Annotated in this window: 14 protein-coding genes; 2 read left to right on the forward strand and 12 right to left on the reverse strand. The window is 49.8% G+C overall.

Going from position 1 to position 17,600, the window contains the following annotated elements:
- Positions 1 to 105: 105 nt before the first annotated feature.
- Positions 106 to 1,956 (forward strand): HAD-IIIC family phosphatase, encoded by a 1,851-nt coding sequence (locus tag A4S02_RS11320; protein WP_070323839.1) that lies wholly within the window; start codon positions 106 to 108, stop codon positions 1,954 to 1,956.
- An 83-nt stretch (positions 1,957 to 2,039) separates the two neighbouring features.
- Here A4S02_RS11320 and A4S02_RS11325 read toward each other — a convergent pair whose 3' ends face one another.
- The 6 genes from A4S02_RS11325 to A4S02_RS11350 form a co-directional block, all read right to left on the reverse strand.
- The gene (locus tag A4S02_RS11325) at positions 2,040 to 2,522 is read right to left on the reverse strand and encodes a hypothetical protein (RefSeq protein ID WP_019088817.1); all 483 of its coding nucleotides are present in this window, start codon (positions 2,520 to 2,522) and stop codon (positions 2,040 to 2,042) included.
- A gap of 230 nt (positions 2,523 to 2,752) precedes the next feature.
- Complete coding sequence (locus A4S02_RS11330) at positions 2,753 to 5,497, reverse strand: M16 family metallopeptidase (protein WP_019088818.1); 2,745 nt, start codon at positions 5,495 to 5,497, stop codon at positions 2,753 to 2,755.
- 43 nt (positions 5,498 to 5,540) lie between these two features.
- Positions 5,541 to 6,206 carry a 2OG-Fe(II) oxygenase family protein gene (locus tag A4S02_RS11335; protein WP_019088819.1) on the reverse strand — a complete coding sequence of 222 codons (666 nt, stop codon included), beginning with the start codon at positions 6,204 to 6,206 and terminating at the stop codon, positions 5,541 to 5,543.
- Between the two features lie 216 nt (positions 6,207 to 6,422).
- Entirely contained in the window at positions 6,423 to 8,669 is a 2,247-nt protein-coding gene (gene uvrB, locus A4S02_RS11340) for an excinuclease ABC subunit UvrB (RefSeq protein ID WP_070323840.1), read from the reverse strand.
- Positions 8,670 to 8,737: 68 nt separating this feature from the next.
- The gene (locus A4S02_RS11345; protein ID WP_070323841.1) at positions 8,738 to 9,190 is read right to left on the reverse strand and encodes a hypothetical protein; all 453 of its coding nucleotides are present in this window, start codon (positions 9,188 to 9,190) and stop codon (positions 8,738 to 8,740) included.
- 111 nt (positions 9,191 to 9,301) lie between these two features.
- Positions 9,302 to 10,285: an aldo/keto reductase gene (locus A4S02_RS11350; RefSeq protein WP_003624799.1), complete on the reverse strand. Its 984-nt coding sequence runs from the start codon at positions 10,283 to 10,285 to the stop codon at positions 9,302 to 9,304.
- A gap of 132 nt (positions 10,286 to 10,417) precedes the next feature.
- Here A4S02_RS11350 and A4S02_RS11355 point away from each other — a divergent pair, with 132 nt between their 5' ends.
- Positions 10,418 to 10,915 (forward strand): NUDIX hydrolase, encoded by a 498-nt coding sequence (locus A4S02_RS11355; protein ID WP_019088822.1) that lies wholly within the window; start codon positions 10,418 to 10,420, stop codon positions 10,913 to 10,915.
- 15 nt (positions 10,916 to 10,930) lie between these two features.
- Here the strand turns inward: A4S02_RS11355 and A4S02_RS11360 are convergent, their stop codons facing one another.
- The 6 genes from A4S02_RS11360 to A4S02_RS11385 all read right to left on the reverse strand — a co-directional run bounded on the left by A4S02_RS11360 (position 10,931) and on the right by A4S02_RS11385 (position 17,590).
- Entirely contained in the window at positions 10,931 to 13,888 is a 2,958-nt protein-coding gene (locus tag A4S02_RS11360; RefSeq protein WP_070323842.1) for a glycosyltransferase, read from the reverse strand.
- A gap of 106 nt (positions 13,889 to 13,994) precedes the next feature.
- A complete protein-coding gene (locus A4S02_RS11365) occupies positions 13,995 to 14,510 on the reverse strand; it encodes a disulfide bond formation protein B (RefSeq protein WP_019088824.1) in 516 nt (171 codons plus the stop codon).
- Entirely contained in the window at positions 14,507 to 15,853 is a 1,347-nt protein-coding gene (locus A4S02_RS11370; protein ID WP_070323843.1) for an alpha,alpha-trehalose-phosphate synthase (UDP-forming), read from the reverse strand. The genes A4S02_RS11365 and A4S02_RS11370 overlap by 4 nt, the downstream gene beginning before the upstream one ends.
- A 3-nt stretch (positions 15,854 to 15,856) precedes the next feature.
- On the reverse strand, positions 15,857 to 16,600 hold the full coding sequence (otsB, locus tag A4S02_RS11375) for a trehalose-phosphatase (RefSeq protein ID WP_019088826.1): 744 nt from the start codon (positions 16,598 to 16,600) through the stop codon (positions 15,857 to 15,859).
- 184 nt (positions 16,601 to 16,784) lie between these two features.
- Positions 16,785 to 17,372, reverse strand: coding sequence for a DUF2155 domain-containing protein (locus tag A4S02_RS11380; protein WP_070323844.1), 588 nt, complete (start codon positions 17,370 to 17,372; stop codon positions 16,785 to 16,787).
- Complete coding sequence (locus tag A4S02_RS11385) at positions 17,369 to 17,590, reverse strand: hypothetical protein (RefSeq protein WP_019088828.1); 222 nt, start codon at positions 17,588 to 17,590, stop codon at positions 17,369 to 17,371. The genes A4S02_RS11380 and A4S02_RS11385 overlap by 4 nt, the downstream gene beginning before the upstream one ends.
- Positions 17,591 to 17,600 lie beyond the last annotated feature (10 nt).

Consider the following 17,600-nt stretch of genomic DNA (forward strand, 5'->3'; position numbering starts at 1 on the left):
AACTCTTAGCAAGGCCCCATTCTCTTACCCATTCCTTATTGCTGAATAAGCAATCCCTCCATCGTGAACCCAAACAGAATAAGAGCTATCTTGGCGGAGTTCTTTATGTCCACAACAACAAAAAATAATACTTCTCTTACATCTCCGCATTTTCTATTCCCGACAGATCTCGAAAGAACAGAACGCAAGATCAATCGCATTCTTCTTGTTGGTTCATGCCTAACTTCTTTATATCTGGAAGCCTTTAAAGGATATTATCCAGATATAGATTTTGATTATATCCCTTACAATTTTGTAAGCATCTTACCAAAAACGCCACCAGCACCAGTAGATCAGTACGATCTACAATATGTGCAAATTCCATTGCGCACCGTTTTAAGTGATCGTGTGGTAGAAGGCTTCCAACTGAATGATCCGGCTTTTGCAGAAAGCATCCTGCACGATGCTTTGAACACGCTGGATGTCATGCTGGATGCCGCCCTGCTTTACAACCGCGAACATGGATTGCTGACATTTGTCTCCAATTTCATCGTTCCGCAGATGGCCACAGCTTCCAGCCTGCTTTCACAAGGCACAGAAACAGATATTACCTATATGGTAAGATGCCTGAACATGCATCTGGCCCGAAAAATTTCCAGTTATAAAAACGCTTATGTACTAGATGTTGATTCTGTTGTGTCATCCTTGGGCAAACGTTATGTGCTGGATGATGTTATTTACTTCCATACCCATGGCGGCCTGTCTTTTCAGGATTGGGACGATTTTGGTGCGATTGAGCGCAATGAACCCATCCCTGAGTTGGAAACCATTTATCCGATTCATCGGGAAGAATTTGTTAAAACCATCTTTCGCCAAATTGTTGCAGCTTACCGCACCGTGCATCAGGTAGATCAGGTCAAAGCCGTTATTTTTGATCTGGATAACACCCTATGGCGCGGCCAAATAGCTGAACACTATCGGCCAGAAGTACAGCCTTGGCCCCGCACAGATGGCTGGCCCGTAGGGTTGTGGGAAACTGTTCATACCTTGCGTGCACGTGGCATTTTGGTGGCCATCTGCTCCAAGAATGATGAAGCCTACGTGCGCGAACGGTGGGATGACATTATCAACCCCCAGTTTATCAAATTGGAAGATTTTGCCTCTGTTAAAATCAATTGGGCCCCCAAGCCGGAAAACATTGCCGCTATCTGTCAGGAATTCAATATCAAGCCTAAAAGCGTTGTGTTTGTAGATGACAATCCTGTAGAACGCGCCTCTGTTAACACGGCTTTTCCTGAAATTCGCACAATTGGCGGCAATCCGTATCTCACACGCCGGATCCTTTTGTGGTCACCCGAAACACAGGTTGCACGTCTGACGCAGGAATCTGCCCAGCGGGAAACCATGATTCGAGGACAAATTGCCCGTGAGGAAACACGCGCCAGCCTGAACCGTGAAGAATTTTTGGCATCCTTGGAATGTACGGTTTCCCTCACCTATATTACAGATGCAGAACAACCGGAACTGGCACGTGCACTAGAACTGACCAACAAGACCAACCAATTCAATACTTCTGGCACGCGTTGGACATTTCAGGAACTCACACGCTTTTTGAGTGAAGGCGGAGAGATCATTGTTGCAACTGTTCAGGACAAATTCACCAGTTACGGATTGGTAAGCGTGCTTTACCTGCGCAATAATGAAATTGTGCAGTTTGTTATGAGCTGCCGCGTTTTGGGCATGGAGGTAGAAAAAAGTATTGTTGCTGATGTTGTCAGCCATGTTCGGGAAAAACAAGGAGATGTTCGCGTAACAGCTTCTATTCATGATCTTCCGGATAATACACCGTGCCGTAACATTTATAAGGATTGCGGCTTCCGGGAAGACTGGGTTTCTGAAAAGATTCACTATTACATTCTGGATGAGACTAAAGAAGTAGAATTCCCATCTCATATAGAGGTCATAGAAGAAGTCTGACACTTTTATTAAAACAGCATAAATAAAAAAAGGGGCGCATGGTTTTTAAAGCCATACGCCCCTTTTTTAAAATTTAGAGCCTATTAGCGCAGTGGGCGCCCTTCCTGAAAACCATAACAAACATAATGGATAAAAGGCCCTGGGCCAAATCCAGCCACATCAGGGTTTACGCGCAGATAGGAAAGACTATCAAACAGCGCGTTAGGGTTTCTGCCTTCCTTAGCGCCATAATCCAGAAAATGCTCAAGCGGATCTACACCCGCATCACGGATATCTGGGTAAGCATTAAGGTACCACTGGCTATCAAAGAAGATAGCGGCCCGACGTTCTTTTTCAGCTTCTTGTTCCACAATACCCGCCTGAGACTGAAGTGCCAATGCAATCTGTTCTGCTGCCGGAGCCTTTACAGGCTCTGCCACAGGAGCTGCTGCTTCTACTTGTTCTGTAACCTGAGGCTCCGCATCTGGTCCATGTGTTTCTGACACTACGGGAGCCGCAACCTTTTTGCGTGCCACTTTTACACGAGAAGAACGAACCTTACCTACAGGCTTTTTTTCACCAGACACCGCAACACTCCCTCGTGGCCTTTTGCATATCAAGAACTTCGGCAGGTAAATGATTTTCTGACAGACCTAATACAAGCATAATTATTTTTCTGTCCAGAAAATACTGATACCAAATTCCCTCGTAATATTCTTAGTTTCTAAACACGAGAAAAACAAACATGATTTACAATGTATCCGTAAAATGCATATGAAGCACCCTTCATAAAACATTTACGAATACATGTAATCCATCACCACGTTGGCGTTGGCCCTTTTACAATAACAGCAAGATCATCCGGCCTGATCCACTTACGGAATGCGGCCTGTACTTCTGCACCAGTTGCCTTGTAGTAAGCTTTTGCCCCACGGTCTGCATTATCAAGCGGCAAATCTAAATCTGCCAAATACAGGTACTGCGCAGCAATCCGGCCCAAGCTGGCTCTGGCAAGAGGCAAGCTCCGCAATAGTGAGGCTTTAGCCAAAGAAAGTTCTTCTGCTGTAGGCGGTGCAGACTGCATGGCCTTTAGGTCTTTCATGACAACACTTTGCGCTTTGCCAACTTTATCTGGATCTGCACCATAGTTGACAGTATAGGCCCCGCGGGTACGCCCCCAATCAAAGGAACTACTTACAGAATAAACATAACCTGTCTTCACCCGCATATCTCTATACAGACGTGAGGAAAACAGGCCGCCCCCAAGCACTTCATTACCCAACTGCAGCAAAAAATGATCAGGGTTTTGTGCTGTCAGCCCCAATGTTTCTGCCAACACAACATCATTCTGCACGCTGCTTTTATCAGGCACCGTTGCACGGGATGTTTTGCTAAGTGGTACGGTAGGCAGATTAACATTTGGGGCTGCCCCTTCTGCTTTCCAGCTACCAAAAGCTTTTTCTAATACAGCCTGTGCTTTTTCTGGCGAGATATCGCCTGTTACAACAATAGTTGTCAGATCCGGGCGCCATGCGCTTTGGTAATAATGCAGTACATCATCACGAGTTATGCTCATAATAGATTCAGGCGTTGCATCACGCTGTGTCGGATCTGTTTCCGGCAAAATGGCAGCCTTGATAGCTTTATCAAACAGATGCCCGGGAGATACCAGTTCCCCAGCCTGGGCCTGCGCCAACTGCGTGCGCACAACCGTAAAATCTTTTTCCGGAAATGCTGGATGCAATTCATTTTCTGCAAGCAAATCCACGCCCTTTTCAAAATCAGGCGTAAGAACCTGCAAGGAGAAATTGCCCCCCGCATCTTCCCATGCAGGCACATCATCTAGCGCTTTCTGGAAAGCAAGACGATCATGCTGCGTTGTGCCATAGGAGAACAGAGCTTCCGTCAGGCTATGCACGCCCTCCTTGCCCTTGGGTTCCTGCAATTCGGGCGTCTGGCGGATTTGGCCAGAAAGCTGAATGGTATGGCTTACATGAGACGGCCAGACAATCAGCTTGATACCGTTAGACAAAGTGCTAACCGCGGGCTGCGGTGTAGGTTTGGGTTCTTCCAATTTGGCCAGAGCTTTTTCGGCCCATTGCGGCAGTTTTACTGGCTTATCCGGGGTTGTTGCAAAAGATTCTGCCCCTCCAAAGCCTTTGCCAGAAACTGCCTTGCCAGATGCTTCCGGGGTCAAAATGGCCGACACTGCATGTGCTGGGTCAAGCAGCTTTGCAGCTAGATCATTCACGGCCTGTGGCGTAACAGCCTGATACGCAGCCACCAGATCACCCGGGCTATCTAGGTTTTGAAATGCCAAGGCGTTGGACCAGATAGATGCCAAACCACTTACAGAATTGGCAGAAAACTGAAGCTGGGCAATTTCTTTTTGCTTGGCGGCTTCAACCAGTTCTGCTGGCACGCCTTCCTTACGGATTTTTTCCAACACAGCTTTCATGGCGTTCATGGGGCCAGAAGCATCTGCACCTTTGGGGAAAGCCGCAAGCGCCAAGCCAAAACCAGCTTCTTTTTTAGGGGCGTATTCAAACCCTGCGTACAATGCCTTGCCCTGCGGCACCAGATCATACAGAGCACCACGCTGGCTGGAAAGCACATCTGATAGAATGTCAGCCGTTGCAAAATCTGCTGAAGAACTACCCGCCATAGGGAACGCAAGCGTTGCAAACCCAACCGGATAATCTGTGGAAAGCGTTAGCGTTTTGGCTGGTGGAGCAACGGGAGTTACCTTGTGGCGCTGTGGCAGATCCTTACGCGGGATATCGGCAAACGTATCCTGCACCAACTGCAAAGTAGAAACCGGGTTAATGTCACCCACAATAACCAGCACGGCATTGTTGGGGCCATACCACTTCTGGTAAAAATCTCTCAGATCAGCGGCCGTGGTTTTATCAAAAGAAGGCCGCGTGCCCAGTGCATCGTGTTCGTAAGGCGTGCCGGCAAACAGAATACCTTGCAACTGTTCCAGATACCGATAGGCCGGGCTGGAAAGATCACGCGCAACTTCCTGCTCAATTGCGCCACGCTCTTTTTCCCAATCCGCTTCAGACAGGGTTAAGCCGTTCATGCGCAGGGCTTCAATTTTCAGCAAAACAGGCAAATCCTGCGCCTGCGCTGTATAGAAATACTGCGTTACATCTTCTGTTGTATCTGCATTATAACTACCGCCCAAACGCGTGCCTATAGCAGCAAGCTGATCCTTATCTAACCCCTTGCTGCCACGGAACATCATATGTTCTAGCGCATGTGCCGTGCCGGGAAAGCCATCTGGCACTTCTGCCGAGCCAACAAGATAGTTGATTTCCGTGGTAACAACCGGAGCCAGCCGGTTAGGTACAATAACAACCTTGAGACCGTTAGGAAGCGTTGCACGCACAACTTGCGCACTGCTCAGGCTGGGGGGCACAAGAGCAGACGGCATACCCGGCGCGGCATCCTGAGCATGAGCCAATGTTGGAGAAAGAGCCGTTCCCCCCAACAGAGCCAGCGTTATGGCCAGTAGTGAAAAGCGTGTACGGGCAGCAGACGGCTTACGGAAAATCATTCAGGCTTCCTGTTCAATGCTGAAACAGATCAAAAAAGAAAAGTTACTGCCCCAACTGAGGCAAAGGCAACTTTTTAACCAATGCAGAAAGTTTATGCCGCCGGAGTTCAGACCGGGCGCGTGCATCTTCTGTCATGTAATTTAATTGGATGGTATAGCGCTGCCCCACAAACTGCTTATGCCCATGCCATGTGGTTGGGCCGTTGGGAAAAATCAGCAAAGTGCCATCTACCGGCGGCACTTCCTTGGCGTAATCCTCTATATCATGCGGACCGCGTAAAAGGCGCAAACAGCCTTCCTGCCGTTCCCATGCTTCACCTGCCCCTGATGGATTAAGGTACAGCAAAATGGTTACGCGCTTGGCCAAGGAATCTGTGTGGATACGACCATCTTTTTCTCGCGTGCGCCCACGAATGGTGAGCATAGAAGGTGCATGATCAAGATTGAGGTGAAATTTTTCCGCCACGATTGCCTTTAGCCGTGTGCCTTCCAGTTCTTCTACCAGATGTTCCATAAGGGGAGAAAGCTGCAAGGAATCTGGGGGAAAAGATCCTCCAGACACAATATGCGGCCGATGCGCAAACAAACGCTCCAGATCTTCTGAACGGATAAAATGCGGCACCACCACATGCGGGAAAGGATCTGGCGCAACAGCGGCCTGTTCCAGTGCTGTATAATCCGGCTGGATAAAGGTATCTGACGTTGTCATGCCGTAATGTCCGCACAAATGAGGGTTTGCTATGCGGACGGTAGAAGGGATAAGCGGCAGAAACAAGGCCTGCCGTAATACTTACGGTGTTTCGCTATATTTTTGTGGGTAGCACAAGGTGTGCATTCAAATTCTAAAACATGCACTTACAATAAAACCGGAAAAGCTTTTCCTTTCCGGTTTTATCCAAGCCAATACTTGCCGCCTTTTTTCTAGTTACCGCTTTTTCCGTCTGGCTGCCGGATCATATCCGCCCCCGCCCGGCCCCAGTGGCCGCGGTACTTTATCTTTTTTGGGTTTGCGGCCACTTGTCTGGGCTTTTCCCGCAGTTGAAACTGCTACCGGAGGCGGCTCCAACCCAAGCTGTAAGGCTTCCAACCGCTGAATTTCATCTCGCAGGCGGGCAGCCGTTTCAAACTCCAGCTCGGCTGCGGCAGAACGCATGCGTTTTTCCAACCCGGCAATGGCTGCTCCCAAATCCTGCCCAACAAATTCTGCAACGCCCGTATCTTCATCCGGCGCAATAGTGACGTAATCCTGCTCGAACACAGAAGAAACAATATCACTAATATGCTTGCGCACGCTTTGTGGCGTAATACCGTGCTCTGTGTTCCACGCTATCTGTTTTTCACGCCTGCGGGCTGTTTCTTCTACGGCATATGTAAGGGAATCCGTCATTTTATCTGCGTAAAGCAGAACCCGGCCCTCTACATTTCGGGCCGCGCGGCCAATGGTCTGGATAAGAGATGTGCGCGAACGCAGGAAGCCTTCTTTATCCGCATCCAAAATGGCTACCAGCGAACATTCTGGAATATCCAAACCTTCTCGCAGCAAGTTAATACCGATGAGCACATCAAATGCGCCCATGCGCAGGTCTCGGATAATTTCTATGCGTTCCAGTGTATCTACATCGGAATGCAGATATCTTACCCGAATACCGGCTTCGTTCATGTAATCGGTTAAGTCTTCCGCCATGCGTTTGGTAAGCGTTGTCACCAACACGCGGCCACCCTTGCCAATGGTGGTACGACATTCTGCCAGCAGATCATCCACCTGATGCTCAACAGGCCGGATAATTGTAATGGGGTCCACCAACCCAGTGGGGCGAATAACCTGTTCAGCAAACACGCCGCCTGTGCGTTCCATTTCCCACGGGCCGGGCGTGGCACTTACAAAAATGCTTTGAGGGCGAAACTTATCCCACTCCGCAAAATTCAAAGGTCGGTTATCCAGACAGGAAGGAAGCCGAAAACCAAACTCTGCAAGAACGGATTTGCGCGCATGGTCCCCTCGTTCCATGCCGCCAATCTGCGGCACAGTTACGTGGCTTTCATCTACAATCAACAGCGCATCTTCTGGCAGATATTCAAACAAGGTTGGCGGTGGATCCCCCGGTTTGCGGCCTGAAAGATAGCGGGAATAGTTTTCGATCCCCTTACACACACCTGTTGTTTCCAGCATTTCCAGATCAAAGGTGGTGCGTTGGTCCAGCCGTTCTGCTTCCAGCAGCTTGCCAGCCTTTGTAAACACATCAAGCTGTTCGCGCAGTTCCTGCTTGATGCCTTTAATAGCCTGATTCAACGTAGGACGTGGTGTTACGTAGTGGCTATTTGCGTAAATGGTAACTTCCTGCAGATCAGCCGTTTTTTCACCCGTTAGCGGGTCAAACTCTATCAGTCCGTCAACCTCATCGCCAAACAGGGAAACACGCCAGGCTCTGTCCTCATTCTGCACAGGAAAAATATCTATTGTTTCACCCCGCACCCGGAACGTACCACGCGCAAACGCAGCATCATTCCGACGGTACTGCAACTCAACAAGACTTTTTATCAGCTTGTCGCGGTCTATCTCTCCGCCTAGCTCCAGCTTCACCACCATGCGGGAATAGGTTTCCACAGACCCGATGCCGTAAATGCAGGAGACAGAGGCTACGATAATCACATCGTTCCGTTCCAGCAGTGCCTGTGTGGCGGCATGGCGCATACGGTCGATCTGTTCGTTTATCTGGCTGTCTTTTTCAATATACGTATCAGAACGTGGCACATAGGCTTCTGGCTGGTAGTAATCGTAATAACTCACAAAGTATTCTACAGCGTTATTAGGGAAAAACTGCTTCATTTCTCCATAAAGCTGGGCTGCCAATGTTTTGTTGGGTGCCAAAATAAGTGTTGGCTTTTGCGTAGCCTCAATAATTTTCGCCATAGAAAAGGTTTTACCAGAGCCCGTAACCCCCAGCAGAACCTGATCGCGTTCTCCACCATCCACCCCTGCCACCAGTTCACTGATAGCTTGCGGCTGATCACCTGCCGGTTCGTATTCCGACACCACTTCCATACGCTTGAGGCGAGGACGAGGAGCCTGCTTTTCCGGCTCGAACAGAACGGGGGGAAGACTGGCGGCTCGCTCGCTTAATGAAGGGCGCTTTTTGCCACGTGCCGCAGAGGAAGAAGTTTTGGAAGCCATTGCCCAAACATGGGCTGCCACAGCCCCTTACGCAAGATATGAAAGGTACAGACCGCGACAAAACAGCCCTAACGCACCACATGAAACAGAATGCGGGAAAGCGGTGTATGAGAAAGAACAATCACAACCAGCCCCAGCCCAATACCAACACGCCCACCAATATAGGTGCATGCCTGAGAAAGCTCATCCCGGCTGGCCATATCCATAAACGGATCAAGCCCTTTATAATCAGCCAGCGCCCGCATACTCCGATAGCGGGAAAGTGCATCCGCTCCTAATCCGGCACGGCTAAACTGCTCGGCGCTATAAATGTCCAGATCTTCCTTACGAAACTGGATAGCCCCTGCGCGGTGGGAAACAGCTTTGGGCCCACAGCCCAACATTTCAAGGAATCTGAGCCTTCGGGCAGGAATACCCAAATATTCCGCAGCCTCTGCACGCCCCAACACCTGCTGAAGCGGAAACATACAGACTGTCGCCTGCTCAGGCTCAGTCTGATAAGGGGGATGCGGCTCTTTCATAACTTAACAGAGTGCGAAAAAAGCCGCATCTGAGTCAATGCGTATGGGCCACCGCCAGCCTTGCGGGAAGAACAGGGCTGGATAAGCCAGCCCTGTGCCTGTTACGCCAGATTACGCCCGCAATGGCGGAGCCATAAACTCTGGCCCTACCGGATCTTTGATATCCTTGGCCAAAATGGCATCAATGGCTTTCATGTCTTCTGCATCCAGCTTCCAGCCAAAGGCATCATCCACGCCTGCAATCTGCTCTGGCTTGCGTGCGCCCCACAGCGCAATAGTTGGGCCACGATCCAGCACCCAGCGAATAGCCAGTGCCAACATGCTTTTACCGTACTTATTGGCAATGGCTTTAAGATCTTCCACCGCCTGCAGATACTGGCCAAAACGCGGCTGCTGGAATTTGGGATCTGTTTTACGCAGATCATCCCCTTCAAACTTCCGGTCTGCCGTCATGCGGCCAGAAAGCAAACCACGGCACAACGGGCCATAAGCCAACACCACCAGATTATTTTTTTCTGCATATGGCAGCACATCGCGCTCAATTTCGCGCTCAAACAGGTTGTATGGCGGCTGCACGGCAGAAACAGGAGCAAACTTACGGAATTCATCCATCTGCGCAGGCGAGAAGTTGCTCAACCCCAAGGCTTTTACCTTGCCGCTTTTTACCAGATTTTCTAAAGCGCGAGCTGTTTCTTCAAACGGTGTGCGTGTATCGGGCCAATGAACCTGATACAGATCAATATAATCTGTACGTAGGCGGCTTAGAGATTTTTCAACTTCTTCTTCAATCCGTGCAGGTCGGCTATCCCTAAAAACCTTGCCGTCCTGCCAGTTCAGCCCAACCTTGGTGGCCAGAATAACACGGCCACGCCGGCCTTCCAGAGCCTTGCCAATAACTTCTTCAGAATGCCCAAATCCATAGACTGGTGCTGTATCAATCATGTTGATACCAAGCTCCAGAGCTTCATCTATCGTCTTGCTGGCGTTTGCATCATCTGCACCCCCCCACATGGAACCACCAATGGCCCATGTACCTAGCGCAATGCGGGACGCAGGCTTGGCTATACCCGGAATGGCAATTGTATCTGCCGACATAAGATGCGCTCCTTGATAGCTGATTTGTATTTTCCGTACGCAACATCCGCACGGTTATAGCTGTATTTAACACGCATTTTCTACATTTGGGCAAAGAGAAAAATGGCCAAACCCCTTTTGCGCAGATAAGGGTTGACCAGCATTCATGACCTTCTACACTTCTCGATCATGAAAACATCATGCCATTCCTGCCTTCCTCGTTCCGGTGTTCTTGCTATTGTGCGAAGACAAAATAATTTTCTGCTTGTCCGCCGTGCCAATGCACCAGATGCCGGACTATGGGGTTTTCCGGGAGGACGGATTGAACCGGGGGAAACCATTTTTCATGCTGCAGCGCGCGAACTTTTAGAAGAAACATCCTTACCAGCAAAAGGAATTTCTGTAATAGATGCATTTGACAGCTTGCATTATGATAGCAATGGAAAGCTGGAATTCCATTACATCATTCTTGCCGTAAGGTGTGAGGAACAAGAACACACCCAAAACCCCGTGCAAGCTGGTGATGATGCCTTGGAAGCTCGCTGGTTTTCCTACCAAGAAATCTGTGCATTAGGTGCGCGTGCCAGCGCACGGCTGCATAGTCTGGCACGTCAGACTCTGAAAATGGAAGACCCCACGTACCTTGTCTGACGTGCTGGTATTATTTTAGAGAATTTCTAAAATATCCTTTATTGTTTTCACATAATTCTCTTGCGTGTTTTCTGTAGAAATCCGCTTGAGTTCATGTGCATGCACTTTTTCCCATAGCTGCTTGTCTTCATACAGCCGGACAATGGCATCTGCAAAACCCTGTGCGTCTGAGATACTGGCGCACAGCATATCTTCACCCGGTTCCCATCCAACCTGCTCACACAAGATATCCGTGGCCACAACAGGGATTCCGTGCGCTGCGGCTTCATGGAGCTTATAGGGGATACCACCCGCATACCGGGTTGGTGCCACAAACACCCGGTGGCTGTTGTAAACAGGCGTTACGTCCTCTACCCGCCCTGTCACCACAACACGTGGGTTGTTGATAAGCGGTGTCAGATCAACACGCGGGTTTATATAGCCACACACTGTAAACTTAACGTCTTCTGGCAAACGACCATCCAGTAATGGCAGCACTTCTCCACTAAACCATGCAAGAGAATCCACATTTGGTGAATCCTGATCGTGCATGGCCCCCAGAAAGAGAAGATTTCGACGATCTTCCCACCCGGGAGACCACGTTGAAGCATTTTGCAAATGGCCAAGAACATGAACATTCGAAAAGCCATGTGAATTAAGTATTTTCGAATCCTTACTGTTTACTGCAATAATTTTTTCAGCCATGAACAGATGTCTGAATTCGTGCTTCAGAAGATCATCCACCGTTTTTTCTGGCGTTTGCCCGCGCAATTCCATTTTACTATGTTCGCGCGGTGCAGATACAGCTTCGGTATCTATAATCACCATCGTACCTGTTAGAGCATCAGCACAATCCATCAGCACAGGGGCCAGACGGTCTGCATTATGCGTGCGTGCAATCCAGATAGCATCATAATAGCCAGCGCGAGATTTAATAAAATCTTCCAGTTCTGGCAGTTCTCGATCCCACATCACCTCTGCCCGATCCGGAAAAGCCATGCAGATATCTTCCTGAGATTCCGTTGGCCTAAATACCGGGTACACCGTTACCTGACATCCGGCAGCAATCATGCTGCGCACAATATCGTTTGAACGGGTAAAGCCAGACCCCAAAAACCGATAGGGCAACCTGTCTTCAATAAATAAAACGCGCTTCTGATCCTGCTTGCTAAAACGGGCCTTTGTCAGCATTCTTGGGTTGTTCAGGCTTTTCTGGCGCAAATATGCCGTATGCTTACGGCGGAACACATCCTGATTGCGCGCTATCATGGATGCGCCACTCATGAAACTGGATGTACCATACTCATAATGCACCACAACCACAGAGGGATCGTACACCACATCAAACCCAGCTTCATGAATGCGCAGGCACAGATCTGTTTCTTCAAAATACGCAGGGGCATAATCTGTATCAAAGCCCCCCAATGTGCGTAGCAGAGGCGTGCGCACCATCAGGAATGCACCAGCGCAATAATCTACAGATCTTACAAAATTGGCTTCTGGCACATCAGGGCGCTGGTCACGCAGATAACCGCACACTGATCCATCGCGCCAGACAATACTGCCCGCTTCCTGCAACAAGCCATTCGTGCGTATAAGTTTGGCGCCAACAGCCCCAATTTTTATTTCATGCCGTAAACGTGCCACAGCATTGCCAATGGCTTCTGGCATCAGCTCTGTATCGTTGTTCAGATAAAGCGTGAATGGACCACGCACTTTTTCCAATGCAGCATTACATCCCAACAGGAAACCAACATTACCGGGAAAACGCACAACATCCAGTCCGCGCACATAACGTTCAATATGGCGCACACCATCGGTAGAACCGGAATCCACCACAATAACCTGCATTTGCCCATTATAGTTGGCACGTAACGAAGCCAATGCGCTCATGGTCATGGCAAACAGATTATGTGCTACAATAATAACGCTTAAATCTGGCACATCGTATGTAAAATCTAGCGTCTGATTTAAAAGAACAGGCAATCGGATCTGGCACATTTCATGATAGAGCTTTTTGGAAAGAGCTTCACTTTCCTTCAGCCCTTCCACATCATCTTCTAACCTACCATTATGGGCAATATAATGTGCAAACGCATCTGGGAAATCACCACGGGTAACTTCCTTTTGCACAACGGCATTACGGTAGTAGGATTCAAGATCAACATTAGCGCTTGGTTTGCGCAGTTCATGCACACCATAGCGCAGAAAATGTTCATAAAAATTACGGAAGTTTCCGCTTTCAACTGCACCACTTACATCATGATTAACGCTGCCATAAAACTCTTCAGAGAAATAGGCATTCGGGTTGTAATCTGTTGGTGTGGAATTAGACAGATAATGGTGCAAAGCCGAGAGCCAACGCCCTGAATCCAGTTCCTTTCTGACATGCGGATAGGTTTCCAGATACCATTCAGGATCAAAATACCAAGACAGACGCTGACCATACCCCTGCTCAGGCTTTAAGTTTCGTACGCATTGGGCAAATGCGCCCAAACCTTCAATACGCGCAAGGCCGCTTTTAAGGTACGCTGTTGCGTTAAAAAACCATGATCCCGTCAAAAACTGTTCATCACCTACATTCAGATAGTGATCATAGAGATTTCGGAACCCCGCCTCTTCTAACGCTGCGGGCTGAAGTGTTGCATGCTGCTTGAAATAAAATTCACGATCAAAAAGCCAATGAGGATTGTGGGAAGAAAATCCTGCTCGGCAATAATGGTCGAACCCAGATTGCCATTCGCCTTTCCCCACAGCGTCGGCAACCGCCGGATAACGCCGCAGATACCAATCTTCATCAAAATACGGGTTGGGTGAATGGCGTAACGCTGGCCCTTTTTCCCGATAAAATTCTTCTAATGCTTCTGCGCCTTCAATACCCAGAAATTTCAGAACATCTCCATATTTTTCTGCGTACCATGTTGCGTCAAATACGCTCCAATCGATTTTTTTAATATCGCCACTTAAAGACATAGAGAGATCCTGACATTTCATTCAGGCACACAGTATAAGATTTATACGCGGTGCTTCAACCGCTACAATACGGCAATGAAGTTAGCGCGCCTTCAACAATAAAAACCTAACACTCAAAATATGACAGTTAATGGAAAATACGGCGCGTCACACGTTCCAGCTTTTTGCGCCAAACCATAAACACCCACAACACGGCAACGGCATACAGGCCGCCCATTGCCGCCATAGAAACCGGAACACCCGGCACCAGATAAGTGGCTGCATCACAGGGTTTGGAAGGCAGCAAAGGCATAGAAGCAAGGCGTTCCGCCATTGTGTGGCCAGATATATGGGGTGCATGGCATGCCGGCAGCGGGCTTGGCCACCATTGCCACTCTACCCCTACATGGCAAATAGAAAGCCCAATATCTGCCACCATAAAAGGCACCGCTAACCACAAAAGCTGCCGTGCCACCTTATCTGGCAACACAGCGGCCACAATGGCTGTGCCAAGCAGCAAGCGCCACGGCCAGCGTTCCCACAGGCACAATTCACATGGCATAATTTGCAAGACATGTTGGGTGTACCACACCACCCCCAGCGCCAATAGCGCCGCCCCTGCCAAAAATATTGCCAAGGGGCGAGATGCGTGGCTCCCCCTCATTCAGACCGCACCTCTGCCAACGCCATAATAAAGGAACGTGCCCAACTGCCAGCCGTAACACGCCAGACATCTGGCTTCAGCCGCTTCCACCGTGCCTGTCTTTCAGAGAGAGACATGCTGAGTGATTTATGCAAGGCATCCGCCACTTCATCTGCATCATGCGGGTTCACCAAAAGCGCATCTTCCATTTCTGGCGCAGCACCAGCAAAGCGGGAAAGAATAAGTACGCCGGGATCTTCCTCATCCTGAGCTGCTACGTATTCCTTGGCAACCAGATTCATGCCATCCCGCAAGGGTGTTACCAACGCTGCGCGGGAAAGGCGGAAAAATGGTGCCAATAGTTCACGCGGTACGGGGTGCGTAAGGTAACGGATAGGAACCCAGTCAAAATCTCCATATGTGCCGTTAATATGGCCAACCACACCGTCCAGTTCTTCCCGCAGCACTTTGTATTCTGGCACACTGCCACGAGAAACCGGGGTAATCTGCAGATAAATAACCTTACCGCGATATTCTGGATATTTACGCAAGAACACTTCATAGGCCCGAAAGCGCTCCGGCAAGCCTTTGGAGTAATCCATACGGTCCACACCGATAATCAACGGTAGGCCCCTCAGGCTTTTTTCAAGCTTCTGCACCTCTAGGTTATCTAATCCGGAAGTGGCCTGCTGCTGAAAACTTTCTGGGTCTATTCCGATCGGGAACACGCGGGCTTGTGCTGGCACACCAACAACGGAAAAGCCTTCGTTGACATTTCGCGCATCATCTTCCGTCTGCACACCCATCACATCATAGGCACGCAAAGCTCGCATCAGCTTTTCCGCGTCCGGCAAAGCCCGCATCAGGCTCCATGGTGGGAACGGAATATGCAGGAAAAACCCAATACGGCACTTTATACCCAGTTCACGCAGCGCCAACCCAAGCGGGAACAGGTGATAATCATGCACCCATATTAGATCATCAGGTTTCAGCAGCGGGGCAAGCTTCTGCGCAAACATGAGGTTTACGGCATGATATGTATGCCTGTCCTGCCGACTATAATTCATTAACCCGGCGCGATAATGGCAGAGAGGCCAGAGGATTCCGTTGGAATATCCTTCGTAAAATCCATTATATTCTGATTTTGTCAGATCTACGGTGGCGTAGGTTACGTTATCCACCGTGTCTATGCTTACGCGCCGATCTTCCCCTTCATCATCTGGAATTTGTTGGCCAGACCACCCAAACCAGAGGCATTCTTGCCCTTGCACGGCATCTCGCAGGGCAACAGCCAGCCCTCCGGCGGGTTGAGCACGATCGCGCACAGCCGGAACGCGATTGGAAACAATAACAAGGCGCCCCATCCCTTACCGGCTCCCGCCTGTAAGGGATCCCAACCAAGCCCGAAAAATAGAAGGGGTTGGGAAATCAGATGGAATACGTAGCCCCACGCCCCCCATTCTGCGCACGGCAGCTATGGCATCTTCATCCGTTACGTCATCCCCTACAAATACGGGCTTTCTGCCGGTAAAGGGAGGACTTTCCATTAACAAGGAGACCGCATAGCCTTTATCAATTCCGGCGGGGCGTATTTCCCAGGCCATTTTGGCGGGCAGAAGCAAAAATGTCCCTTTAGATTGCTGAACCCATTCGCTAGCTGCCTGACGCAACGTTTCTGCGGCTTCTGGTGCGGCACGGTAATGCAGGACAAACCCACCTTCTTTGTGCTCCAACCGTGTACCCGGCAATGTTGCCAACAAATCCCGCGCCTGAGCCAGCCATTCAAGCGGCAAAGAGGGCAATGCCGCGCGTTCAATCGGGCCACCGGGACGATGCCGAATAGCTACCCCGTGCTCACCAGCAACGGCAAAAGGCACGTCACCCAAAAAATGATCTATCTGATCAATGGGGCGGCCAGAAACAACAGCCAAGGCATCTCCACATGCTTCACGCAAGTGGCGCAGGCTATCAAGAAGCCCATTTGGTACCACAACAGATTCTGGCGTGGGAGCAATATCAACCAGAGTACCGTCAAAATCGAGCAGAAAGGCAGTTTCGTTCAACGGGGGTAGATGAAAACGGAAATCCTGCGCACCGAGAGAACCTAGCACGTTTGCACCTCAATTCTTGTTGTGATGGCCGGCCCTGATAACCTGATAACAAGACTGCTAGGCACTTGCAGCCAGACCACTGTATTTTAACACGTTGCCGAACACCCCCTGCTTCGACAACCACCGATCTTACAGACCTGCCGCGCGGAACCGGCACAAAACTGAAACGGTTCCTTACCCAACGCTAATAAACGCCACCGGTTTCTTGCTTGTCTGGTATGGCATCGGGAATATCCGGGCTGCCCGCATGGCTAGAAGATGACGTATCCCCTGTAGGTGCTGGTGCCGTGTCTGAACCAGATGCGGGCGGTGCAGCAGGTGCCACAGGTTTAGGTAATGGGGGAAGCATAGGGTCTGTATCTGTGCCCTCGCACCGCACCATCCGCACATCGTAAACCGGGCTTTCAAACACGCCCAATGCAGGCTCCGCCGCTAACATCCAGCCCTGAAAAGTGGCTCCGTTAGGATGTTTATCCTGTAAGGCTAACCATGCAGCAGCATCGGGCGAAAGTGTGGGCGGGCGTTGCAAACAACGTGAGGGGGTAATATCCAGACTTTTATAATGTGCTGTTGTGCCTATCGGAACTGAGAGCACCTCTACATGGGCATCTAATCTGTCCAGCACCCGCACAACGGCCGTATTTTTACCTTGCCACGTATCTGGCGCATACACTGCCGGGGGCGCCAAAGCAGTACCTGCGGCCTGCGCAAGCACAGGCACTCCGGCCAAAATAGCCCCACAAGCCACGGCTTGATACAGTGCGCGCTTCATGCTGCTTGCCCTCCGTTTTTAGGAGAGGCGAGACTATCAACCATATCTTTCAAACGCGCCCGCATAAACTGTTCACTCACCCCCATCAGCATGGCATCCTCAAACGCATCGCGCATAATATCCTGCACTTCCTGCCAGTTTTCTTCCAAAACACGCAGTTTTTCATGGCAGGTTATGGGGTTTCCATCATCCTGCGGCCAGAAGCGTGGCTTTTCCATGCTGTTGTTT

Origin of the sequence: Acetobacter ascendens (assembly GCF_001766235.1) — a bacterium.
Taxonomy (GTDB): Bacteria; Pseudomonadota; Alphaproteobacteria; order Acetobacterales; family Acetobacteraceae; genus Acetobacter; species Acetobacter ascendens.